The sequence below is a fragment of the Microbacterium sp. NPDC087868 genome (assembly GCF_044900755.1).
Lineage (GTDB): Bacteria > Actinomycetota > Actinomycetes > Actinomycetales > Microbacteriaceae > Microbacterium > Microbacterium galbinum.
Genome location: NZ_JBJDNO010000001.1, coordinates 109018 through 132220, shown reverse-complemented (window position 1 = coordinate 132220; position 23203 = coordinate 109018). Strand labels below are relative to the sequence as shown.

Annotated in this window: 23 protein-coding genes and 2 tRNA genes; 5 read left to right on the top strand and 20 right to left on the bottom strand. The window is 67.8% G+C overall.

Annotated elements, in window-relative coordinates; translation table 11 throughout:
• Positions 1–20: 20 nt before the first annotated feature.
• Positions 21–1631, bottom strand: coding sequence for an ABC transporter substrate-binding protein (locus tag ACI2JZ_RS00640; RefSeq protein ID WP_404596206.1), 1611 nt, complete (start codon positions 1629–1631; stop codon positions 21–23).
• A gap of 169 nt (positions 1632–1800) precedes the next feature.
• Here ACI2JZ_RS00640 and valS point away from each other — a divergent pair, with 169 nt between their 5' ends.
• The 3 genes from valS to ACI2JZ_RS00625 all read left to right on the top strand — a co-directional run bounded on the left by valS (position 1801) and on the right by ACI2JZ_RS00625 (position 5215).
• The gene (gene valS, locus ACI2JZ_RS00635) at positions 1801–4416 is read left to right on the top strand and encodes a valine--tRNA ligase (protein ID WP_404596205.1); all 2616 of its coding nucleotides are present in this window, start codon (positions 1801–1803) and stop codon (positions 4414–4416) included.
• Positions 4416–4631: a hypothetical protein gene (locus tag ACI2JZ_RS00630; RefSeq protein WP_404596204.1), complete on the top strand. Its 216-nt coding sequence runs from the start codon at positions 4416–4418 to the stop codon at positions 4629–4631. The genes valS and ACI2JZ_RS00630 overlap by 1 nt, the downstream gene beginning before the upstream one ends.
• 86 nt (positions 4632–4717) lie before the next feature.
• Positions 4718–5215 carry a GyrI-like domain-containing protein gene (locus ACI2JZ_RS00625; RefSeq protein ID WP_404596203.1) on the top strand — a complete coding sequence of 166 codons (498 nt, stop codon included), beginning with the start codon at positions 4718–4720 and terminating at the stop codon, positions 5213–5215.
• Here the strand turns inward: ACI2JZ_RS00625 and ACI2JZ_RS00620 are convergent.
• The 11 genes from ACI2JZ_RS00620 to ACI2JZ_RS00570 all read right to left on the bottom strand — a co-directional run bounded on the left by ACI2JZ_RS00620 (position 5149) and on the right by ACI2JZ_RS00570 (position 15098).
• Positions 5149–5769 (bottom strand): NUDIX hydrolase, encoded by a 621-nt coding sequence (locus ACI2JZ_RS00620; RefSeq protein WP_404596202.1) that lies wholly within the window; start codon positions 5767–5769, stop codon positions 5149–5151. The genes ACI2JZ_RS00625 and ACI2JZ_RS00620 overlap by 67 nt on opposite strands.
• Complete coding sequence (clpX, locus tag ACI2JZ_RS00615) at positions 5766–7034, bottom strand: ATP-dependent Clp protease ATP-binding subunit ClpX (protein WP_247622143.1); 1269 nt, start codon at positions 7032–7034, stop codon at positions 5766–5768. Before clpX ends, ACI2JZ_RS00620 begins: the two co-directional genes overlap by 4 nt.
• Before the next feature lie 183 nt (positions 7035–7217).
• A complete protein-coding gene (locus tag ACI2JZ_RS00610; protein ID WP_247631986.1) occupies positions 7218–8069 on the bottom strand; it encodes an aldehyde dehydrogenase in 852 nt (283 codons plus the stop codon).
• On the bottom strand, positions 8066–9508 hold the full coding sequence (locus ACI2JZ_RS00605; RefSeq protein ID WP_404596201.1) for an aldehyde dehydrogenase family protein: 1443 nt from the start codon (positions 9506–9508) through the stop codon (positions 8066–8068). The genes ACI2JZ_RS00610 and ACI2JZ_RS00605 overlap by 4 nt, the downstream gene beginning before the upstream one ends.
• Positions 9509–9522: 14 nt before the next feature.
• Entirely contained in the window at positions 9523–10524 is a 1002-nt protein-coding gene (deoC, locus tag ACI2JZ_RS00600) for a deoxyribose-phosphate aldolase (protein WP_247631984.1), read from the bottom strand.
• Complete coding sequence (locus tag ACI2JZ_RS00595; RefSeq protein ID WP_247956387.1) at positions 10521–11456, bottom strand: sugar-binding transcriptional regulator; 936 nt, start codon at positions 11454–11456, stop codon at positions 10521–10523. The genes deoC and ACI2JZ_RS00595 overlap by 4 nt, the downstream gene beginning before the upstream one ends.
• 152 nt (positions 11457–11608) lie before the next feature.
• Positions 11609–12250, bottom strand: a complete 642-nt coding sequence (locus ACI2JZ_RS00590) for an ATP-dependent Clp protease proteolytic subunit (protein ID WP_247622138.1) — start codon at positions 12248–12250, stop codon at positions 11609–11611.
• Between the two features lie 20 nt (positions 12251–12270).
• Entirely contained in the window at positions 12271–12867 is a 597-nt protein-coding gene (locus ACI2JZ_RS00585) for an ATP-dependent Clp protease proteolytic subunit (protein WP_247622137.1), read from the bottom strand.
• Positions 12868–12947: 80 nt separating this feature from the next.
• Positions 12948–13430 carry a tetratricopeptide repeat protein gene (locus tag ACI2JZ_RS00580; protein WP_404596200.1) on the bottom strand — a complete coding sequence of 161 codons (483 nt, stop codon included), beginning with the start codon at positions 13428–13430 and terminating at the stop codon, positions 12948–12950.
• A gap of 70 nt (positions 13431–13500) precedes the next feature.
• Entirely contained in the window at positions 13501–14964 is a 1464-nt protein-coding gene (gene tig, locus ACI2JZ_RS00575) for a trigger factor (RefSeq protein WP_247622135.1), read from the bottom strand.
• A gap of 60 nt (positions 14965–15024) precedes the next feature.
• Positions 15025–15098 (bottom strand) — tRNA-Pro (locus ACI2JZ_RS00570).
• 107 nt (positions 15099–15205) lie between these two features.
• On the opposite strand from ACI2JZ_RS00570, the gene ACI2JZ_RS00565 reads away from it, so the two are divergent.
• Together ACI2JZ_RS00565 and ACI2JZ_RS00560 are read left to right on the top strand one after the other, a co-directional pair.
• Positions 15206–15279, top strand: a tRNA-Gly gene (locus ACI2JZ_RS00565).
• Between the two features lie 101 nt (positions 15280–15380).
• A complete protein-coding gene (locus tag ACI2JZ_RS00560; protein WP_404596199.1) occupies positions 15381–16598 on the top strand; it encodes a hypothetical protein in 1218 nt (405 codons plus the stop codon).
• A gap of 76 nt (positions 16599–16674) precedes the next feature.
• On the opposite strand, the gene ACI2JZ_RS00555 is transcribed toward ACI2JZ_RS00560, so the two are convergent.
• The 8 genes from ACI2JZ_RS00555 to rapZ all read right to left on the bottom strand — a co-directional run bounded on the left by ACI2JZ_RS00555 (position 16675) and on the right by rapZ (position 23202).
• Positions 16675–17028, bottom strand: coding sequence for an RNA polymerase-binding protein RbpA (locus tag ACI2JZ_RS00555; protein WP_247622133.1), 354 nt, complete (start codon positions 17026–17028; stop codon positions 16675–16677).
• Positions 17028–17276: a preprotein translocase subunit SecG gene (gene secG, locus ACI2JZ_RS00550; protein WP_247622132.1), complete on the bottom strand. Its 249-nt coding sequence runs from the start codon at positions 17274–17276 to the stop codon at positions 17028–17030. The genes ACI2JZ_RS00555 and secG overlap by 1 nt, the downstream gene beginning before the upstream one ends.
• A gap of 81 nt (positions 17277–17357) precedes the next feature.
• Positions 17358–18149 carry a triose-phosphate isomerase gene (gene tpiA / locus ACI2JZ_RS00545; protein ID WP_247622131.1) on the bottom strand — a complete coding sequence of 264 codons (792 nt, stop codon included), beginning with the start codon at positions 18147–18149 and terminating at the stop codon, positions 17358–17360.
• Positions 18140–19354, bottom strand: a complete 1215-nt coding sequence (locus ACI2JZ_RS00540) for a phosphoglycerate kinase (protein ID WP_247622130.1) — start codon at positions 19352–19354, stop codon at positions 18140–18142. The genes tpiA and ACI2JZ_RS00540 overlap by 10 nt, the downstream gene beginning before the upstream one ends.
• Before the next feature lie 10 nt (positions 19355–19364).
• Positions 19365–20369, bottom strand: coding sequence for a type I glyceraldehyde-3-phosphate dehydrogenase (gene gap, locus ACI2JZ_RS00535; RefSeq protein WP_247622129.1), 1005 nt, complete (start codon positions 20367–20369; stop codon positions 19365–19367).
• Positions 20370–20472: 103 nt separating this feature from the next.
• Positions 20473–21099 (bottom strand): superoxide dismutase, encoded by a 627-nt coding sequence (locus ACI2JZ_RS00530; protein ID WP_247622128.1) that lies wholly within the window; start codon positions 21097–21099, stop codon positions 20473–20475.
• A 185-nt stretch (positions 21100–21284) separates the two neighbouring features.
• Entirely contained in the window at positions 21285–22262 is a 978-nt protein-coding gene (whiA, locus tag ACI2JZ_RS00525) for a DNA-binding protein WhiA (protein WP_247622127.1), read from the bottom strand.
• A 67-nt stretch (positions 22263–22329) separates the two neighbouring features.
• Entirely contained in the window at positions 22330–23202 is an 873-nt protein-coding gene (gene rapZ, locus ACI2JZ_RS00520) for an RNase adapter RapZ (RefSeq protein WP_247622126.1), read from the bottom strand.
• Position 23203: the final 1 nt, after the last annotated feature.

Genomic DNA, 23203 nt, shown 5'->3' with positions numbered 1-23203 from the left:
CCGCCGTGCGTCGACCCGGGTCAGCCGACCGTCACATCGTAGAACAGCGGCCGACCGTAGAGGTCGTACGAGAGTCCGTCGATGCGCTCGCCGACCGCGGTGATCGCCGACGGGCTGTAGAGCGGCACGATCGCCGTGTAGGTGGCGTTCCATTCCTGCAGCTGCGTGTAGATCGCATTGCGCTGGTTCTGGTCGCTGGTGGCCACGGCCTGCTCGAGCAGCCCGTCGACCTCGGGATCGGTCACTTGCGAGGCGTTCTGGAATCCGTCGGTGTGCAGGTGCGCGCGCAGGAAGTCGGGGTCGACGCCCGAGAAGCCCCAGTCGGTGAGGTCGAACGTCTTCGGTCCGTACTGCTCGTTGTAGGCGCCCGGCTCGAGCACCTCGCGCTCGATCTCGAAGCCGATCTTCTTCAGGTCGGACTGGATCGCGTTCGCGAGGGCCGCGCGGTCGTCGGGCACCGGCGTCCAGGCGATCCAGCGTGCGGAGAGACGCGCGCCGTCCTTCATGCGGATGCCGTCGGTGTCGCGCTCGGTCCAGCCGGCTTCGTCGAGGAGGCGGTTCGCCTCGTCGGGGTCGAAAGCCCAGGTGCCCTCGATGGCGGCGTCGTAACCCGGCGTCGTCGAGCTCAACACGCTCCAGGCGCGGGGGAACTGGCCGAAGAAGATCTCCTCGACCGCGGGGTCGATGTCGATGCCGCGGGCGAACGCCTGGCGCACCTTCTCGTCGGCGAACACGCCGTACTTCTCGTTGAGGTAGAGCGAGTACGGGAGGCCCGGGTACTCGACGGAGTCGACGCTCACACCGTCGCCGAGGTCTCCGGCGAGGTTCGGCGGGATGTTGCTCGCGAGGTCGGCCTCGCCGCTGGTCACGACGCCCGCACGGACGGATGCCTCGGGCTGGATCTCGACGCGCAGCGTCTCGAACTTCGGGGCCCCCTCCCCGTGCGGACCCCAGGCGTAGTCGTCGTTGCGCGTGTACACGAGCTCTTGGTCGGGCGTGTACTCGGTGAGCTCGAACGGCCCGGTGCCGACCGTGATCCCGGGGCCACCGGCCTTGAGCTGATCGGCGGAGTCGGCGAGGACGGCCGGCGAGTAGAACCCGAGCTGGGGCGTGCTGGCCGCTTGCAGGAAGGGAGCGTAGGGCTGGGTGAAGCTCACCGTCACCGTGTGGTCGTCGACGACCTCGGTACCCGCGTAGAAGTCGGCGCCGAGCATGCTCGCCGCCTGCGCGGATGCGGTCTCCGGGTCGACGATGCGGTCGAAGTTCGCCTTGACCGCCGCCGCGTCGAAGGGCTCGCCGTCGGTGAAGGTGACGTCGTCGCGCAGCGTGAAGGTGTACTCCGTGCTGTCGTCCGACACGGTCCAGTCGGTCGCGAGCCACGGGGAGAACGTGCCGTCCTCCTCCTGGAAGACGAGCGAGTCGAGCACCGCGCGCTGCACCGTGCCCGACACGTCGAGCTGGCTGACCTGCGGGTCCATGTGACCGGCGGAGAGGTTCGCACCCTCGATCGACCACACCACCTCGCCGTCACCGTCCTGCCCACCGGGGGTGGCGCAGGCGCTGAGCGCCAGGGTGGTCACGGCGACGATCGCTGCGGCGGGGAGAAGACGGCGCACGGATGCTGCGGGCATGACGATTCCTCAGAACGAAAAATGGGGGTGAGATCAGTCTAGGACCGATTCTTGGACTGGGTCGATTTGCGGCGGCATCCGCTCGCGCGCGCCCTCGCTAGACTGGTGGGCACACCCACACTCAGGCACGCTCACACAGTGCCGCATACATCGCTCGAGGAGACCCTTCATGCCTGCTTCCGAAATCGCGCAGAACCAGATTCCCGACAAGCCCGCACTCGAAGGTCTCGAAGCGAAGTGGGACGCCGCCTGGGCGGAGCAGGGCACCTACCTGTTCGATCGCCTGCGCGCCGCGCAGTCCGGCCGCGACGGCGTGTACTCGATCGACACCCCGCCGCCGACGGCATCCGGCAGCCTGCACATCGGTCACGTGTTCTCGTACACGCACACCGACGTCAAGGCGCGCTTCGAGCGCATGCGCGGCAAGACGGTGTTCTACCCGATGGGCTGGGACGACAACGGCCTCCCGACCGAACGCCGCGTGCAGAACTACTACGGAGTGCGCTGCGACCCGTCGCTGCCGTACACCCCCGACTTCACTCCCCCGTTCGAGGGCGGCGACAACAAGTCGAGCCGCGCCGCCGACCAGCTGCCGATCAGCCGCCGCAACTTCATCGAGCTGTGCGAACGCCTCACCCTCGAGGACGAGAAGCAGTTCGAGGCGCTGTTCCGCCAGCTCGGCCTGAGCGTGGACTGGACGCAGACGTACCGCACGATCTCGGACGACACGATCCGCCAGAGCCAGCTCGCCTTCCTGCGCAACATCGAGCGCGGTGAGGCGTATCAGGCCCTCGCGCCGACGCTCTGGGACATCGACTTCCGATCCGCGATCGCGCAGGCCGAGCTCGAGGACCGCGAGCAGCAGGCGGCCTATCACACGATCGAATTCCCCTTCGCGGACGGATCGGGGTCGATCGCCATCGACACCACCCGCCCGGAACTGCTCCCCGCATGCATCGCGATCGTGACGCACCCCGAGGGACCGCACAAGCACCTGATCGGCACGAAGGTGCGCACGCCCTTCTTCGGCGCCGAGATCGAGATCCACGGTCATCACCTCGCTCAGCCCGACAAGGGCACGGGGGCCGCGATGGTCTGCACCTTCGGCGACGTGACCGACATCATCTGGTGGCGCGAACTGCGCACCGCCGCCGGCGAGTCGCTGCCGAACATGACGACGATCGGCCTGGACGGTCGCTTCCTGCCGGAGGCGCCGTCGACCGTCGCCGACGCCGACGCCCGCACCTGGTACGCCGAGGAGGTCGCCGGCAAGACGGTGTTCAGCGCCCGCAAGGCGATCGTCGAGAAGCTGCAGGAGACCGGCGACATGACCGCGGTCGGCAAGCCCTTCAGCCACGCGGTGAAGTTCTTCGAGAAGGGCGACCGCCCGCTCGAGATCGTGTCGACGCGCCAGTGGTACATCCGCAACGGCGCCCGCGACGGCGACCTGCGCGAGCAGCTGCTCTCGCACGGCACCGAGCTGAACTGGTACCCGGACTTCATGCGCGTGCGCTACGAGAACTGGGTCGGCGGGCTCACGGGCGACTGGCTCGTTTCGCGTCAGCGCTTCTTCGGCGTGCCGATCCCGCTCTGGTACGGACTCGACGAGAACGGCGAACGCGACTACGAGCGCGTGATCGTGCCGGATGCCGCGTCGCTTCCGATCGACCCGACCACCGACGTGCCCGACGGTTACACCGAGGACCAGCGCGGCGTCGCGGGGGGCTTCGACGCCGAGGCCGACATCTTCGACACCTGGGCGACCTCGTCGCTCACCCCGCAGCTCGCCGGAGGGTGGCAGCGCGACGAGGAGCTGTGGAACCTCACGGCCCCGTTCGACCTGCGCCCGCAGGGCCAGGACATCATCCGCACCTGGCTCTTCTCGACCATGCTGCGATCCGTGCTCGAAGACGGCCGCTCGCCGTGGCGCAATGCCGCGATCAGCGGTTTCATCGTCGACCCCGACCGCAAGAAGATGTCGAAGTCCAAGGGCAATGTGGTCACGCCCGCCGACATCCTCGAGACGCACGGATCGGATGCCGTGCGCTACTGGTCCGCATCGAGCCGCCTCGGCGCCGATGCCGCCTTCGACCCGCAGAGCCCGACGCAGGTCAAGATCGGTCGTCGCCTCGCGATCAAGGTGCTGAACGCGGCGAAGTTCGTGCTGTCGTTCCCGGTGCCCGAGGGCGCCCAGGTCACGCACGCGCTCGACGCTTCGATGCTCAGCGCGCTCGACGGAGTGATCGCCGAGGCCACCGCCGCGTTCGAGAACTACGACCAGGCCCGCGCGCTCGAGATCACCGAGGCGTTCTTCTGGACGTTCTGCGACGACTACCTCGAGCTGGTGAAGGAACGTGCCTACAACCAGAACGACGTGGGGCAGGCATCCGCTGCCCTCGCGCTGCGCCTCGCCCTGTCGACCCTGCTGCGGCTGCTCGCGCCCGTGCTGTCGTTCGCGACCGAAGAGGCGTGGTCGTGGTTCGAGGAGGGCTCGGTGCACACCGCAGCCTGGCCCGAGGCTCTCGGCATCGAGGGCGACACCGCCGTATTGTCGGCCGCGAGCGAGGCGCTGATCGGTATCCGCCGTGCGAAGACCGAGGCCAAGGCGTCGCAGAAGACTCCGGTGTCACGTGCGGTGATCGCCGCGCCTGCCGCGAAGCTCGTCGCTCTCGAAGCCGCCGCCGACGACCTGCGGGCCGTGGGCCGGATCGCCGAGCTGGAGTTCGTGGAGGCGGATGCCTTCGCCGTCACCGCCATCGAGCTCGCACCGACCGAGGCCTCCTGATGCAGCTGGGCACGCGCTGGGCGACCGGTTCCGAGGCTCCCGCATCGGTTCCCGCGGCTCTCCGTCCCGCGATCGCCGAGGTCGAGTCGCGCGGAGCCACCGGTCACTGGACACTCACCTGGCTCGAGGGGCGTGCGATCGCCGAGCTCGACGCCGGCTGGGAGGTCATGCAGTCGGCAACGGGGGAGGTCATCGCCCGCCCGTTCGAGGACTGACGCCCTGCAGTCATCGTGAGAGGCCCCTCCGCCCACCGGCGGAGGGGCCTCTTGCGGTTTCCGCGGGAAGCCCCGACGATGTGGGCATGACCGCCTTTCCTGACAGTCCGTTCGGCGCGATGGAGCGCCTCACCCTCGATCCCGCTCCTCTGGCGGTGATCCGGCACGAGGGCATCCGCATCGCAGACCTGCGCGACGCCTTCGACACCGGCTACGGCGCGATCGCCGCCTTCTTCCACGACGGCACGCTCGTGCCGGCGGGGCCCGCCGTGGCGATCTACCACGGGGACCCCATGGGCGTTTTCGACCTGGAACTCGGCTTCCCCGTCACGACAGCGCCGACGGATCCACTGATCACCGCGAGCGGCGCGTCGGTGCAGGCGTCCACCCTTCCATCCGGCGACGCCGCCGCGACGACGCACATCGGATCGTACGACGGTCTCGGGCGGGCGTGGATGGGCCTCGCCGAGAGAGCCGGCGCGGAGGGCCTGCACCACCGGGGGATCTGGATCGAGGTCTACGTCTCCGACCCGACCGAGGATCCCGAAGAGCTGCGCACCGACCTCATCCTGCCGGTCGCCTGAGGTCCCGTCGTCCGGAGGAACTCCTCCGCCTTGTACCAGGTGAGCTGGTGATAGCTCTGATGCAGGTGCTCGGCGAGGTCCTCGAACGGAACCACATGGACTCTGATGTCCTCGTTCTCGTCGAGCGACTGCTCGGACGTCGGTTGACAGCCGAGCGCCACGAAATGATGGACGCGGTTCGTGTGGTTGCCGAAGTTCGCCCACGTCGCACCGAGCGCGGTCATCGACGCCGCCTCGTATCCGGTCTCTTCTCGGAGTTCGCGGGCGGCTGCGACGGCCACGTCTTCGCCCTCGGCTACGCCACCGCCGATCGTGCCCCACGCGACGATGCCGGCCCCGTGACGATATTCCTCGACGATGACGGCGTCGCCGACGGTGTCGATGGCGAGCACGGACACCCAATCGCCGTATTCGAGAACGTAGTACGGCGCGATCGTCCGCCCTCGGGCATCGACGCAGTCATCGGCACGCACCGAGATCCGCCGATCGGAGACGATGGTTTCGGACCGGCGGGTCTCCCAGGGTTCGGGCGACGACGCCCGCTCCGACGTCACGCGCTCTTGCGCTTGCGCTCCATCACGATGGTGGGAGGCGCGCCTTCATCGACGGCGGCGCGGGTCACGATCACCTTGGCGACGTCTTCGGCCGAGGGGATCTCGAACATAATCGGACCGAGCACGTCTTCGAGGATCGCGCGCAGGCCCCGAGCGCCGGTCTTGCGCTCGACGGCGAGGTCGGCGATCGAGCGGAGCGCGTCGTCTTCGAACTCGAGCTGCACGCCGTCGAGCTCGAACATGCGCTGGTACTGCTTCACGAGCGCGTTGCGCGGGCCGGTGAGGATGTCGATCAGGGCATCCTGGTCGAGCGGAGACACCGAGGCGATCACGGGCAGACGGCCGATGAACTCGGGGATCAGACCGAACTTGTGCAGGTCGTCGGGCAGCACCTCACTGAAGAGATCGAGGTCCTTGCCCTTGTCGTGCAGCGGGGCGCCGAAGCCGATGCCGTGCTTGCCGACGCGTGCCGAGACGATGTCTTCGAGACCCGCGAATGCTCCGGCGACGATGAACAGGACGTTCGTGGTGTCGATCTGCAGGAACTCCTGGTGCGGATGCTTGCGTCCGCCCTGAGGCGGCACCGAGGCGACCGTGCCCTCGAGGATCTTGAGCAGCGCCTGCTGCACGCCCTCGCCCGAGACGTCGCGGGTGATCGACGGGTTCTCGGCCTTGCGGGCCACCTTGTCGATCTCGTCGATGTAGATGATGCCCTGCTCGGCGCGCTTGACGTCGTAGTCCGCCGCCTGGATGAGCTTGAGGAGGATGTTCTCGACGTCTTCACCGACGTAGCCGGCCTCGGTCAACGCGGTCGCATCGGCGACGGCGAACGGCACGTTGAGCCGCTTGGCGAGCGTCTGGGCGAGATAGGTCTTGCCGCACCCGGTCGGCCCGATGAGCATGATGTTGCTCTTCGCGATCTCGACCTCGTCGGCCTTCTGCTCCGCCGGCTGCAGCGTGCTGTGCGCGCGGGTGCGCTTGTAGTGGTTGTAGACGGCGACGGCGAGCGCCTTCTTGGCGGGCTCCTGACCGACGACGTACTCCTCGAGGAACGAGAAGATCTCGCGGGGCTTGGGCAGATCGAAGTCCGTCACTCCCTCGGCGGAGGACTCGGCCATCCGCTCCTCGATGATCTCGTTGCACAGCTCGACGCACTCGTCGCAGATGTACACACCGGGGCCAGCGATGAGCTGCTGCACCTGCTTCTGGCTCTTTCCGCAGAACGAGCACTTGAACAGGTCAGCGCTTTCACCGATACGGGCCATGCGCGTCCTCCTATGGGGGATCCAGAGATCGTGCTTCGAGCCTAACCTCTGCATCGGACACCGGGACGCATTGGGACGGGGGCCGTGTCAGAGAGCCTCGGTTCGGAGCGCTCGACACGACGAAGGGCCGGCCCGCAGCATCCTGCGAACCGGCCCTTCGTCGAGCGATCGGATCAGGTCGGATCAGATCATGCTCTTGGTGTGCCACACGGTCTTGACTTCGGTGAACGCCGCGATGCGCTCGGGCGAGGCGACGACCTCACCCGGTGCGATCACGCGCTTGAGCGTCTCGGCGGCCGCGATCTGCAGGTCGACCCACTCCAGCGCACCGGCACCCGCGAGGTCGAGCGCGTTCACGTCCTGGTGCGAGGCGAGCCACGGTGCGATCTCGGCCGGCGAGCCGGTGAGCACGTTCACCACGCCCCCGGGCACGTCGCTGGTCGCGAGCACCTCGGCGAGGCTGATGGCAGAGAGCGGATGCCGTTCACTCGCGATCACGACGACCGTGTTGCCCGCGACGAGCGCCGGTGCCACGACCGAGACGAGACCGAGCAGTGCCGAGTCCTGCGGTGCGACGATCGCGACGACACCCGTCGGCTCGGGAACGGTGATGTTGAAGTACGGACCCGCCACGGGGTTGGCGTTGCCGGCGACCTGCGCGTACTTGTCGCACCATCCCGCGTACCAGACCCAGAGGTCGATCGCCTCGTCGACCTGCGAGGCTGCGGCCGATGCCGACAGCCCTTCCTGGGCGACGATCTCGTCGATGAACTGCGCGCGACGGCCCTCGAGCACCTCGGCGACGCGGTAGAGCACCTGGCCGCGGTTGTACGCGGTGGCGCCCGACCAGCCCTTCACCGCGGAACGCGCCGCGACGACGGCATCCCTGGCGTCCTTGCGCGAACCCTGCGCCGCGTTCGCGAGGAAGGCTCCCTTGGGCGAGACGACCTCATAGGTGCGTCCCGACTCGCTGCGCGGGAAGGCGCCGCCGATCGCCAGCTTGTACGTCTTCGGCACGGTCAGTCGCTTGCTCATGCTGCCGATCCCTTCAGGTAGGCGGTGAGACCCTGGCGGCCGCCCTCGCGGCCGTAACCGGACTCCTTGTATCCGCCGAACGGGCTCGACGGGTCGAAACGGTTGAACGTGTTCGCCCACACCACGCCCGCGCGCAGGCGGTCGGCGACGGCGAGGATGCGCGATCCCTTGTCCGACCAGATGCCCGCGGAGAGGCCGTAGGGGGTGTTGTTGGCCTTGGCGATCGCCTCGGCCGGCGTGCGGAAGGTCAGCACCGAGAGCACCGGGCCGAACACCTCGTCACGCGCGATGCGGTGCGAGGCCTCGACGCCGGTGAAGATCGTCGGGGCGAACCAGAAGCCCTTCTCCGGGATCGCGCAGTCCGCGGTCCAGCGCTCGGCGCCCTCCGCCTCGCCGATGTCGCTGAGCTCACGGATGCGCGCCAGCTGGGCTGCGGAGTTGATGGCGCCGATGTCGGTGTTCTTGTCGAGCGGGTCGCCCAGACGCAGCGTCGACAGGCGCGTCTTGAGCCGGTCGATGACCTCGTCGTGGATCGACTCCTGCACGAGCAGGCGGCTTCCGGCGCAGCACACGTGCCCCTGGTTGAAGAAGATGCCGTTGACGATCCCCTCGACCGCCTGGTCGATCGGCGCGTCGTCGAACACGATGTTCGCGGCCTTGCCGCCGAGCTCGAGCGTGAGCTTCTTGTTCGTGCCGGCCACCGCCTTCGCGATGTCGCGGCCGACGCCGGTCGAACCGGTGAAGGCGACCTTGTCGACGTCGGGGTGACGCACGAGGGCCGCGCCCGTGGACCCGGCACCGGTGATGATGTTGACGACACCGGCGGGCAGGTCCGCCTGCTGCAGGATCTCCGCGAAGATCAGCGCGGTGAGCGGCGTCGTCTCGGCGGGCTTCAGCACGACCGTGTTCCCGGCTGCAAGGGCAGGGGCGAGCTTCCACGCGAGCATCAGCAGCGGGAAGTTCCACGGGATGACCTGTCCGGCCACACCGAGCGCACGCGGGTTCGCGCCGAGGCCGGCGTGATCGAGCTTGTCGGCCCATCCGGCGTAGTAGAAGAACCAGGCGGCGACGAGGGGCACGTCGACGTCGCGGCTCTCCTTGATCGGCTTGCCGTTGTCGAGGCTCTCGGCCACGGCGAGCTCGCGGGCGCGCTCCTGCACGAGACGGGCGATGCGGAAGAGGTACTTGCCGCGGTCGCGACCACTCATCCGCGACCACGTCTTCTCGTAGGCACGGCGTGCAGCGGCGACGGCGCGGTCGACGTCGTCATCGCTCGCGGTCGCGATCTCGGCGATGCGCTTCTCGGTCGCGGGCGAGATGGTGGTGAAGCTGTTGCCTGATCCCTCGACGAACTCACCGTCGATGAAGAGGCCGTAGCTGTCCTTGAGGTTCAGCAGCGCCGTGGATTCCGGCGCGGGGGCGTATTCCAGAAATGACATTTTGCGTATCCCAGTCAGTCGATCGTGACGTAGTCGGGGCCGGAGTAGTGGCCGGTGGTGAGCTTCTGACGCTGCAGCAGCACGTCGTTGAGGAGGCTCGAGGCGCCGAAGCGGAACAGGTGCGGCTGGAGCCACTCCTCCCCCACGGTCTCGGCGACGGTGACGAGATACTTGATCGCGTCCTTCGAGGAGCGGATGCCGCCGGCCGGCTTCACACCGATCTTCTCGCCGGTCGCGCGGTGCCAATCGCGCACCGTCTCGAGCATGAGCAGCGTCGTCGGGAGAGTCGCCGCCGGCTGCACCTTTCCGGTCGAGGTCTTGATGAAGTCGCCTCCGGCGAGGATGCCGAGCCACGACGCCCGCTTGATGTTGTCGTAGGTGTTCAGCTCACCGGTCTCGAGGATGACCTTGAGCGAGGCGTAGCTGCCGTCCTCGCGGCGGCAGGCTTCCTTCACGCGCGCGATCTGGTCGAACACGAGCCCGTAGCGCCCGGAGAGGAATGCGCCCCGGTCGATGACCATGTCGATCTCGTCGGCTCCGGCGGCGACGGCCTCGGCCGTGTCGGCGAGCTTGATCTCGAGCGACGAACGGCCGCTCGGGAACGCCGTCGCGACGGCGGCGACCGAGATCAGCCCCTCGTCGGGATCGCCGTGCAGGGCACCGAGTGCGGTCACCGCATCTCCGACCATGTCGCCGTAGACGCACACCGCTGCGACCTTCGGGGTCGTGGGGTCCGCAGCATCCGGGTTCTTGGCCTTGGCGACCAGTGAACGCACCTTGCCGGGGGTGTCGGCCCCCTCGAGAGTGGTGAGGTCGATCAGCTTGATGATGGTGTCGAGAGCCCAGGCCTTCGACGTCGTCTTGATCGATCGCGTGCCCAGGCCCGCGGCGCGCTGCTCGAGGCCGACGGCGTCGACGCCGGGGAGGCCGTGCAGGAAGCGGCGGAGCGTCGCGTCGTCGGGATCTCCGCCGAGCACGTCCACCGCCGTTCTGCGGGTCAGTTCATTGGTCGTCATCGTTCCTCCAACAATGCTCGTGCTGTGGTCTCATCTGTCACCAGTACCCCGCACAGGCCGCTGGTGACGACGGTGCGGGCGATGTCATGCTTCGCGGGGCCGGCGGTGACGAAGATCGCCTTCTTCGCTCCGCGCAGGCGGTCGAGGCTCACGCCGACCGTACGGGCGTCGAGCTGCGCGTCGACGATGTTTCCTTCGGCGTCGACGTAGCGGCCGAGCACGTCTCCGACGGCTCCGCGTCGGGCGAGCTCATCGACGTCCTCGGCGCTGAGGTAGCCGTTCTCGACGTGCGCCGAGGAGGCGTCGCACGGACCGGCCGTGAACAGGAAGGCCTGCGCGTCGGCGGCCTCCTCCAGGATGCCGGCGACGGTGCGATCGGACTCGATCGCCTGCTTGGTCTCGACGCGCTCGAGGATCGCGGGGCTCGGCAGCAGCGACACCTGCCCGTTCGCGCGCTGCGCGATCGTCACGGCGAGCCCTGCGGCCCCGCCCGAGCGGCGGTTCAGGCTCACTCCCCCGTTGAGCTGGACGACGGTGACGCCGTTCGCCCACCCGTCGGGAAGAGCTTCGGCCACCGCGCGGAGAGTGCGCCCCCAGCTCACTCCGAGTGTGCGGGGCACGGGACGGAGCGCGGTGAGGAAGTCTGCCGCTGCTTGGGCGACGCGTTCCAGCGTGCCGTCATCGCCCTCGGGGGCGGGCACCACGACCGCGTCGCTCAATCCGAAGCGCTCGACGAGTTCCCGCTCGAGGCCGAGACGCCGGGCGCGCGGGTGGATGATCTCGATGCGGACGATGCCGCGCTCGCGCGCCTGGGTCAGCAGACGGCCGACCTTCCAGCGCGAGATCTTGAGGAGTCCGCCGATCTCGTCTTGCGTCTTGTCCTCGTCGTAGTACAGCTCGGCGACCCGGACCATGAGCAGTTCGTCTTCCACGGCATCCTCCTTCCGTGATCCAGCGTACGACGCTTCCCGCGTTGGTGCACACTCATGCTCATATGAGCAGTGAGAGGCATCCGTCCGCACATCTGCCGGGTACGACGAAGGGGCGTCGGTCAGATGACCGACACCCCTTCGAAGAGAGTGACTCAGGCGCGCTTGCGCGAGGTGAGCACCTGATCGACGATCCCGTACTCCCGAGCCTGCTCGGCCGAGAGGATGTTGTCGCGATCGATGTCGCGGTTGATCTGCTCGACCGGCTTGCCGGTGTGCTTCGCCATGGTCTCCTCGAGCCAGGTGCGCATGCGGAGGATCTCCGCCGCCTGGATCTCGATGTCGGACGCCTGCCCCTGGCCCGCCTCGCCCATCGCGGGCTGGTGGATCAGAACCCGAGCGTTCGGAAGCGCGAGACGCTTGCCCGGCGCGCCGGCGGCGAGCAGCACGGATGCCGCGGAAGCCGCCTGGCCGAGGACGACGGTCTGGATCTGCGGCGCGACGTACTGCATCGTGTCGTAGATCGCCGTCATCGCGGTGAACGAGCCACCGGGCGAGTTGATGTACATCGTGATGTCGCGTTCGGAGTCCTGGCTCTCGAGCACGAGGAGCTGCGCCATCACGTCATCGGCGGATGCGTCGTCGACCTGCACGCCGAGGAAGATCACGCGATCTTCGAACAGCTTGTTGTACGGGTCCTGGCGCTTGAAGCCGTAGGCCGTGCGCTCCTCGAACTGCGGGAGCACGTAGCGGCTGGAGGGCAGGTTGCCTGCGGATTGGAAAGTGGGCGTGTACATGGTGTCCTTTCGAATCCGGATTACGCGGCGTCGTCGGCCGTGCCGCCGCCACCGGTGACGTCGCTGGCGTGCTCGCGGATGTGATCGACGAAGCCGTACTCGAGCGCCTCCTCGGCCGTGAACCAGCGGTCGCGGTCGCCATCGGCGTTGATCTGCTCGACGGACTTGCCCGTCTGGCCGGCGGTGATCTCGGCGAGGCGCTTCTTCATCGAGAGGATGAGCTGCGCCTGGGTCTGGATGTCGCTCGAGGTTCCGCCGAAGCCGCCGTGCGGCTGGTGCAGCAGCACGCGTGCGTTCGGGGTGATGTAGCGCTTGCCCTTGGTGCCGCTGGTGAGCAGCAGCTGTCCCATGGAAGCGGCCATGCCGATGCCGACGGTGACGATGTCGTTCGGCACGAACTGCATCGTGTCGTAGATCGCCATTCCCGCGGTGATCGAGCCACCGGGCGAGTTGATGTAGAGGTAGATGTCCTTTTCCGAGTCCTCTGCGGCGAGAAGAAGGATCTTCGCGCAGATCTCGTTGGCGTTCTGGTCACGCACCTCTGAGCCCAGCCAGATGATGCGATCCTTCAGCAGCCTGTCGAAGACGCTCGTCGCGACAAGGGGTTCTGCAGCCATTTCAGCTCCTGTTTCCGTGTTCGTGCTTCGAATCTACCGGCGACCGCGCAGCCTCCAGGCCGTTGTTCGCCGTCGGCATATCAGCGTGGCGGATCGACCAGTTCGCGGGCGTATCCGGTGACCGAGCGCGTGTACCGCGGCAGGTGCGGCGCGAGCGCCTCCAGCGCGATGGCGGCGCCGCGCACGGGATCGCCGCTCGACACCAGTGCGAGGGCGTAGAAGGCCGACGCCGCATCGCCGAACGCGCCGCCTCGCTCCCGCTCCGCCCGGAGCATGTCCAGCGCCTCGTCGGTGTGCCCGAGGTTCCGCAGCGTGCTCGCGAGCTGGATGATGGCCTGGGGCCGATGCTCCTCGTCGAGACCTTCGGCGAGAGCACGTCGGTAGAGCACCTCGGCCTCCGCCTCGATACCGGCGGAGTCACGGGCCCCCGCCCGCTCGAACAGAGCACGGGCATCGTCGTCGCTCCGCTCCGCCGCGAGGGCGTCGATACGCGTGATTCGCTCCGCATCGGTCAGGGCGTCGTCCGCCCACACGGCATCGATCCGCGTGTCCCAGTCGTCCATCGGTTACTCCTTCGCTGATGAGAAAGGGGCGGATGCCGCAGCATCCGCCCCTTTCATCGTGATCGTGAGATCACTCGGCCTTGTCGGCCGCCTTCTTGGCCGGAGCCTTCTTGGCGGCGGGCTTCTTCGCAGCCGGCTTCTCGTCGGCGTCGGCGTCGGCCGCCTTCTTGGCGGGAGCCTTCTTCGCCGGAGCCTTCTTCGCCGGAGCCTTCTTCTCGGCGGGAGCCTCCTCGGCTTCCGCTGCCTCTGCCTCGTCATCGGTCACGATGAAGTCCGACAGATCGACCGGCTTGCCGTTGGTGTCGACGACCTTGACCTTGCCCAGGGCGACGGCCAGCGCCTTGTTGCGCGCGACCTCTCCGACGAGGGCGGGGAGCTGGTTCGACGACTGCAGAGCCTCGACGAACTCCTGCGGGGCCATGCCGTACTGCGCAGCGGACTGCACGAGGTACTGGCTGAGCTCCTCCTGCGAGACCTGCACGTCGGCCTGCTCGGCGATCGTGTCGAGCAGCACCTGCGTGCGGAACTGCTTCTCGCTCGCCTCGGTGACCTCGGCACGGTGGACGTCGTCCTCGAGGCGGTTCTCGCCCTCGAGGTGGTTGTGCACCTCATCCTCGATGAGCTGCGGCGGAACCGGGATCTCGATCTGCTCGAGCAGCGTCTCGACGAGCTTGTCGCGCGCGGCCGACCCCTGGGTGAAGACGCCCTGCTGCGACACGCGCTCGGCGAGGCTGGCACGCAGCTCGGCGATCGTGTCGAACTCGCTCGCGATCTGCGCGAAGTCGTCGTCGGCCTCGGGGAGCTCGCGCTCCTTGACGGCCTTGACCGTCACGGCGACCTCTGCCTCGGAACCGGCGTGGTCGCCGCCCACGAGAGCCGAACGGAAGGTGGTGTCCTCACCGGCGGTGAGCGACTCGATCGCGTCGTCGATGCCCTCGAGCAGCTCGCCCGAGCCGACCTCGTAGGACACGCCCTCGGCGCGGTCGATCTCGGCGCCGTCGATGGTGGCGACCAGGTCGAGCTCGACGAAGTCGCCCTTCGCTGCGGGGCGGTCCACCGGGACCAACGTGCCGAAGCGCGCGCGCATGTTCTCGAGCTCGGCATCGAGAGCGGCGTCATCCGCCTCGACAGCGTCGACCGTGAGGGTGATGCCCTCGTAGGAGGGGAGCTCGATCTCGGGGCGCACGTCGACCTCGACGTCGACGAGCAGGTCGCCGGAGAAGTCCTTCTCGCTCGGCCACTGGGTGATGTCGGCCGACGGACGACCGACGATGCGCAGCTTGTGCTCGGCGCTCGCCTCGCGGAAGAACTTGTCGAGACCCTCGTTGACCGCGTGCTCGATGACGGCACCGCGGCCGACGCGCTGGTCGATGATGGGAGCAGGGACCTTGCCCTTGCGGAAGCCGGGGATCTGGACGTCCTGAGCGATGTGCTCGTAGGCGTGAGCGATGCTCGGCTTGAGGTCGTCCGGGGTGACCGTGATGGTGAGCTTGACCCGGGTCGGGGTCAGCTTCTCGACGGTGCTGTTCGCCATGCTTGTGTGTCTCCTTGTGATTTCCGCGGTGCACCGCGGCCGTGAGCCTTGGGGGCCGTGTCGGGGCGACAGGAGTTGAACCTGCGACCTCCCGCTCCCAAAGCGGGCGCTCTACCAAACTGAGCTACGCCCCGGGGAATCCGCACGCAGATTCAGCCCCACCGAGTCTAACGGACAGGAGCATGCCTCAGAGTCCGGTATAGTCGATGAGTCGGCAACCGAGCTTCCGGGCTCGTTTTCCGGGGCTGTAGCTTAGTGGTAAAGCCTTAGTCTTCCAAACTAATGATGCGGGTTCGATTCCCGTCAGCCCCTCCACATCACGAAGGCCCTCGTCGCGAGACGAGGGCCTTCGTCGTCCGCGGCATCTCCTAGACTCGAGGGCATATCCACGTGGTGCCACGACGAGGGGGATGCCGGTGAGCGACGGGAATCGACCTCCGAACGGGCTTGTCCCCCTGAACGGCCACCACCATCTCCCGTTCCGGTTCTCCGGCGGAACCGAGGCGGTCCTCCGTCGCCGCCGCTCCGCACCGAAGGCCCTCGTCTTCGGAATCGTCGGAGCAGCCCTCGCCGTCGGGGCGTTCACGACGGTTCACATCGGCGCCAATCTCCGCTTCGATGATGCGGCCGATTCGTACCAGGCGATCCGCACCGACACGATCTCTGCGCGCACGGCGCTCGACTCCGGTGTCGACGGGCTGACCGCGACCACCACCTCCGCCGATCAGCTGATCGCTGCCGACACCGGCGTGTTGATGGACGGCATCCCGCTCGACGATCTCACCACGGCGATCGCCGACGCGAAGGACGAGACCGCGACCGCCCAGGAGCTGACGGCGCAGGACCCGCCGCGCCTCGGTGAGAAGCCGGGGTGGTTCTGGGAGCTGTTCGGCACCGCGGATCTTCTCGATTCGCAGGCCGACGACGCCGACGCGCTCCTGACCGACCTCGACGCGCAGCTCCCCGTGGTGGAACAGGCCGACGCCGCGATGGTCGACGCCGCCAGCACGATCGTCACCGGTGCCGCCGCCGCCGTTCCCGCTTTCGAAGCCGCGCACCTCTCCGCGAAGAACCTCGACATCATCTCGATGCGCACGGCCGCCGAGGACATCGCTCCACTCACGACGCTCGACGAGGATGCCGTGGCTCGCTTCACCGCACTCCAGGCGTCCGCCGCCCAGGTCGTCGTCTCTCAGGATGCGGAGATGGCGGAGAAGGCCGGCCCGCTGCTCGGCGCCCGGCTCGAGATCGAGGCGTTCGCTCGTTCGCTCGCCCCGGGCGTGCTGCTCGAGTTCGACTGGGCCCCGATCGTGAACGGTGCGGGCGACAACGGGAGCATGGGCGGCTACACGACCTGGTGGTGGGACGAGCCCGACCGCTCCGTGATCCTGCTGTCGAACTCGGTCGCCGAGCAGTGGCCTGCCGATCGGAGCAAGGCGCTCGTCGCGCATGAGGTCGGCCACGCGATCAGCGTGAAGTGCGAGGACATGTACGACTCCTCCACCCAGGACAGCATCGAGAAGTGGGCGACCGCCTGGGCGATCAGCATGGGATTCTCCGATGATGCGAACGGCGTCTGGGCCTACGGATACCCTCCGGAGAGCTACATCGCCGCGGCCGCCGGTTGCCGCTGACGCTGCGGCGCGGGGCGAGAGACGACGAAGCCCCCGCGATTCGATCGCGGGGGCTTCGTGATGTCTGTCTGCGGAACTACTGCCCGCGACGCTCGCGCAGCTGAGTGAGCGCATCGTCGAGGAGCTGGACGGCCTCCTCGTCGGTGCGACGCTCCTTCACGTAGGCGAGGTGCGTCTTGTACGGCTCCGTCTTCGCCAGCGCAGGCGGGTTCTCACGATCGCGACCGGCCGGCAGACCGGACTGCGGGTGATCGATCGTGTCGGGAATCTCCTCTTCGGGCAGACCAGCCGCGAAGTAGCGAACCGTCTCGTTGCCGAGGCCGTCCCAGTACGAGACCGCGATGCGGTCGGCGTGGTAACCGTGGTCCTGCTCGCCCATGGGGCCGGAGCCGACGCGGGTGCCACGAATGGCGTTGCCACCGGTAGCCATCAGATCACCTCGAACTTCGTGATGAGTCCCAGCGCGACGATCGCCACGAACCAGGCCAATGCCAGAACGACCGTGAAGCGGTTCAGGTTGCGCTCGGCGAGACCGGACGAGCCGACAGCCGAGGACATCCCTCCACCGAACATGTCGGAGAGGCCGCCACCGCGACCCTTGTGAAGAAGGATGAGAAGGGTCAGCAGAACGCTGGTGATGCCCAGCACGACCTGCAGGACGAACTCGAGAATTGCCACGAGGAAGAGCCTTTCGCTGGGGCAGGAGTGCCCCCGTAACGGTCAAGTATACGGTGCAGCGGGGCCGAAGCCCCACTGCACTCACACTCCGACGTGCTTCTCGAAGCGGATGATCGCAGCGAACTCGTCCACGACGAGGCTCGCGCCGCCGACCAGTGCACCATCGACGTCGGGCTCGCGCATGAAGCTCGCGATGTTCGCGGACTTCACCGAACCGCCGTAGAGGATGCGCGTGCGGGCGGCCGCATCGTCGCCGAGGACCTTCGCGATGACACCGCGCAGCGCGGCGCAGACATCCTGCGCCTGCTGCGGCGTCGCGGCCTGTCCGGAGCCGATGGCCCAGACGGGCTCATATGCCACGACGATGTCGGCGGATGCCGGCACGTTCTGCAGCGCGACCTCGAGCTGACCGGCCGGAACGGCGCTGGCCCCGAACTTCTCGAGGTCCTCCGCGGTCTCGCCGACGCAGATCACCGGCACGAGACCGTGCTTGAGCGTCGCCTGCACCTTGGCCGCGACGACCTCGTCGGTCTCAGCGTGGTACTCACGACGCTCCGAGTGGCCGAGGATGACGTACTTCGCATCCAGCTTGGCGAGGAACGCACCGGAGATCTCACCGGTGTACGCACCCGAGTCGTGCGCCGAGACGTCCTGCGCGCCCAGGGCGAACGGGATCTTGTCGGCGTCGATCAGCGTCTGCACGCTGCGGATGTCGGTAAAGGGCGGGAACACCGCGACCTCCACGGAGCCATCCTCGTGCTTGGCATCCTTCAGCGTCCAGTGCAGCTTCTGCACGAACGCGACCGCCTGCAGGTGGTCGAGGTTCATCTTCCAGTTTCCCGCGATCAGCGGGGTACGGGCGTTCAGGCCCATCCGAGCACCTCCAGGCCGGGTAGTTTCTTTCCCTCGAGGAACTCGAGGCTGGCGCCGCCGCCGGTCGAGATGTGGCCGAAGCGGTCATCGGCGAATCCGAGCTGCCGCACGGCCGCGGCGGAGTCTCCCCCACCGACCACGCTGAGTCCGTCCACCTCGGTCAATGCCTGCGCGACGGTCTTCGTACCGTTCGCGAAAGCGGGGAACTCGAACACGCCCATCGGGCCGTTCCAGAACACCGTCTTCGATCCCCGGATGACCTCCGCGAACCGTGCAGCGGTCTCGGGACCGATGTCGAGGCCGATGCCCGACGAACCGAACGCCGTCGACTCGATCGCATCGGCGGCCGTGATCTCGTGCGCCGCGTCTGCGGAGAACGAGGCAGCCACGACCACGTCGGTCGGGAGCACGAGCTCCACGCCGCGCTTCTCGGCCTCCGCGATGTAGCCGCGCACGGTGTCGAGCTGATCTTCTTCCAGAAGACTCGAGGCCACGTCGTGGCCCTGCGCCTTGAGGAAGGTGAACAGCATGCCGCCACCGACGAGGATCCGATCGACGCGCGGCAGCAGGTGCGAGATGACGCCCAGCTTGTCGCTGACCTTCGACCCGCCGAGCACGACCGCGTACGGGCGCTCGGGGTTCTCCGTGAGGCGATCGAGCACGTCGAGCTCGGTCGCGATCAGCAGACCGGCGGCCGAGGGCAGGATCTCTGCGAGGTCGTAGACGCTCGCCTGCTTGCGGTGCACGACACCGAAGCCGTCGGAGACGAGGACGTCGCCCAGCTCCGCCAGCTCGGCCGCGAACGCAGCACGGGTCGCGTCGTCCTTCGAGGTCTCCCCCGGGTTGAAACGCAGGTTCTCGATCACGACGACGTCGCCGTTCTCGAGCGACTCCACGGCATCCTTCGCGGACTCGCCGACCGTGTCACGCGCGAAGGCGACCGGCTTGCCGAGCAGCTCGGACAGTCGCTGAGCGACCGGCTCGAGGCTGTACTGGGGGTCGGGCGCGCCGTCGGGGCGTCCGAGGTGCGAGCACACGACGACGCGGGCGCCGGCGTTGATGAGGGCGTTGAGGGTCGGCAACGAGGCGCGTACACGGCCATCGTCCGTTATGACCCCGTCCCGCAGGGGGACGTTCAGGTCACAACGGACGATGACGCGCTTGCCCTCGAGCGAACCCAGTGAGTCCAGGGTGCGCAGAGTCATGGGGCGATGCTCAGAGACGCTCTGCCACGTACTCGGTCAGGTCGACGAGACGGTTGGAGTAGCCCCACTCGTTGTCGTACCAGCTGGAGAGCTTGACCTGGTTGCCGATGACGCGGAGCAGGCCGGCGTCGAAGATCGACGAGTGCGGGTCGGTGACGATGTCGCTCGAGACGATCTCGTCCTCCGTGTACTTCAGGATGCCCTTGAGGGGGCCCTCGGCGGCAGCCTTGTACGCGGCCTTGATCTCGTCGACCGTGACCGGGGTCTTGGTCGTGATCGTGAGGTCGGTGATCGAGCCGGTCGGCACCGGCACGCGCAGCGCGAAGCCGTCGAGCTTGCCCTTGAGCTCCGGGAGGACCAGGCCGATGGCCTTCGCCGCACCCGTGGAGGTCGGGACGATGTTGATCGCTGCCGCGCGAGCACGGCGCAGGTCGCTGTGCGGGCCGTCCTGCAGGTTCTGGTCGGCCGTGTAGGCGTGGACCGTCGTCATGAGGCCGGTCTCGATTCCGAACGCGTCGTTGAACACCTTGGCGAGCGGCGCGAGGCAGTTCGTGGTGCAGGAGGCGTTCGAGATGATGTGGTCGGTCGCCGGGTTGTAGGTGTCCTCGTTCACGCCCATCACGATGGTCGCGTCGTCGCCCGTGGCGGGAGCCGAGATGAGAACCTTCTTGGCGCCGGCGTCGATGTGCTTCTTCGCGAGCTCCGCCTTGGTGAAGAAGCCGGTCGACTCGATGACGATGTCGACACCCAGCTCGCCCCACGGGAGGTTGGCGGGGTCGCGCTCGGCGAAAGCCTTGATGACGTTGCCGTTGACGGTGATGCTGTTCTCGTCGTAGCTCACCTCGGCGTCGAGGCGACCGGTGATCGAGTCGTACTTCAGCAGGTGCGCCAGGGTCTTGTTGTCGGTGAGGTCGTTGACCGCGACGATTTCGATGTCTGCTCCCTGCGCGAGAGCCGCGCGGAAGTAGTTGCGTCCGATACGGCCGAAGCCGTTGATACCGATCTTGACAGACACTCAGGTCTCCTGATTTCTCGTGCGCTTGCGCGCGGTTTCTACTAGAGAAGCGTGGACAACGGCGTCCCGACGGGCGAATCGTCCGTCGGGACGCCCGTCTTGTTTACGACAGTACCAGCAGGCCAGCGGTCTTCTCGCGGGCCACCTCGAAGCGCTGGGCGACGTTCTCCCAGTTGGCGATGTTCCACGCGGCCTTGACGTAGTCGGCCTTCACGTTGAGGTAGTCGAGGTAGAAGGCGTGCTCCCACATGTCGAGCTGGAACAGCGGCACGGTGCCCTGCGCGGTGTTCGCCTGCTGGTCGAACAGCTGCTGGATGATCAGGCGGGCGCCGATCGGGTCCCAGCTCAGCACGGCCCAGCCGGAACCCTGGATGCCGGTGGCCGCCGCCGTGAAGTGAGCCTGGAACTTCTCGAACGAACCGAAGTACTCGTCGATCGCAGCCTTCAGCTCGCCCTCGGGCTGGCCGCCACCGTTCGGCGAGAGGTTGGTCCAGAAGATCGAGTGGTTGACGTGCCCACCGAGGTTGAACGCGAGGTCCTTCTCGAGCTTGTTGACGTTAGCGAGGTTTCCGCTGTCGCGCGCCTCGGCGAGCTGCTCGAGAGCGGTGTTCGCACCGGTCACGTACGCCTGGTGGTGCTTGTCATGGTGCAGCTCCATGATCTTTCCACTGATGTGCGGCTCGAGAGCTGCGAAGTCGTAGGGGAGGTCGGGGAGCGTGTAGGTCGCCATATCGCTTTCATCCAATCCGCGCCGCGCCGCGGCGCTTGCCGATCCTCCGCGCCGCCGAGATGCGGCGAGGAGCGGACGTAACTCATCCTACTGACGCCAACGCCCGACGGCATCGGATCCTTCCGCTGAATGACGAAGAGAGCCGACCCTTGACAGGGCCGGCTCTCTTGTGTGCGAGGAACGGGTCAGACGTCGAGCCCGGCGGGCACCGCCGCCTCGGTCCCGGGGATCCCGTCGTGCTGCGCCTTCTTGTCGGCCATCGCCAGAAGACGACGGATGCGACCGGCGACGGCATCCTTCGTCAGCGGCGGATCGGCATGGTGTCCGAGTTCGTCGAGACTCGCATCGCGGTGTGCGAGACGCAGCTCCCCCGCCACGCGGAGGTGGTCGGGGACCTCGTCGGCGAGGATCTGGAGCGCGCGCTCGACGCGCGCGCAGGCGGCGACGGCGGCCTGCGCCGAACGACGCAGGTTCGCGTCGTCGAAGTTGACGAGACGGTTGACGCCGGCGCGCACCTCGCGGCGCTGGCGCAGTTCCTCCCAGGCCACGGCGGTGCGGTGGGCACCCATCTCGCTGAGGATGGCACGGATCGCTTCACCCTCGCGCACGACCACGCGCGGCATTCCGCGGACTTCACGGGCCTTCGCGGCGACGCCCAGGCGATGCGCGGCACCGACGAGCGCCATCGCGGCCTCCGACGACGGGCAGACGACTTCGAGCATGGCGGAGCGACCGGGTTCGCTGAGCGAGCCGGCGGCGAGGAACGCCCCGCGCCAGAGACCGGCGAGCTCCGAGCGCGAACCGGTGGTCAGGCGGTTCGGGAGTCCACGCACCGGACGACGACGCTGGTCCAGGAGACCGGTCTGACGGGCGAGGGTCTCCCCCGAGTCGATGACGCGCACGGCCCATCGAGCGCCCTCATTGGCGGTGCTGGACTGCACCTGGGCGATCTCGGGACGAACACCGTAGATCTCAGCGAGATCCCGGGCCACGCGACGCGCGAGGGTCTCGGCATCCACTTCCGCTTCGACGGCCACCCGGCCGGCGATCGAGTGCAGGCCGCCGGCGAACCGCAGGATGGCGGTCACCTCCGCGACTCGCACCGTCGGGGGTGCATTTCGGATGCTGACCAGCTCGGCCTTGACGTCGGTGGTGAGTGCCACGGGGCTCCTTCTACGTTCACGCGTCGGGTCGCGACGCAAACGTCCAGCTTACCGGCTGGGCGCTCCCCTACTCGCGCCCGAGGTCGCGATGACGGACGTTGACGGCCACCCCGGGGATCGCCGCGAGACGCCGAGCGAGCTCCTCCGACATGGCGACGGAGCGGTGCTTGCCTCCGGTGCAGCCGATCGCGATGGTGGAGTGGCTCTTGTTCTCACGCTGATACCCCTCGAGCACCGGAGTGAGAGCCGCAGCGTAGGCCTCGAGGAACTCCCCCGCCCCCTCGCGAGACAGCACGTACTCGCGCACGGGCTCGTCCTGCCCGGTGAGACCGCGCAACTCCTCGTTCCAGAACGGGTTCGGCAGGAATCGCATATCGGCCACGAGATCGACGTCGGTCGGCAGGCCGTACTTGAACCCGAAACTGAGCAGCGTCACGCGATGACGAGCCTGCCCCTCTTCGGAGAACAGCTCCGAGACCTGTGTCGCCAACTGGTGGATGTTCAGTGTCGAGGTATCGATCACCATGTCGGCGGACTCGTGGATCGGCGCGAGTCGGGCGCGTTCGCGCCGGATGCCGTCGAGGAGCGTGCCGTCGTTCTGGAGCGGGTGCGGCCGGCGGACGGCTTCGAAGCGCCGGACGAGCACGTCATCGGACGCTTCGAGGAACAGCACCCGCACGGAGCCGCGCGAGCGGAGCAAGCGCGCGACCTCCGGGAAGTCGTCGAAGAGGCTGCGTCCGCGCACGTCGACGACGGCTGCGACCTTGGGTAGGGCATCCCCGCCCATGTCGGTGAGGTCGATCAGCGGTCGGAGGATCTGCGGCGGGAGATTGTCGACGACATACCAGCCGAGGTCTTCGAGGGCGTTCGCCACCGTCGTCCGGCCTGCACCGGACATACCTGTGACGATGAGGAACTCGCCCTTCTCGGACTCGGTCATC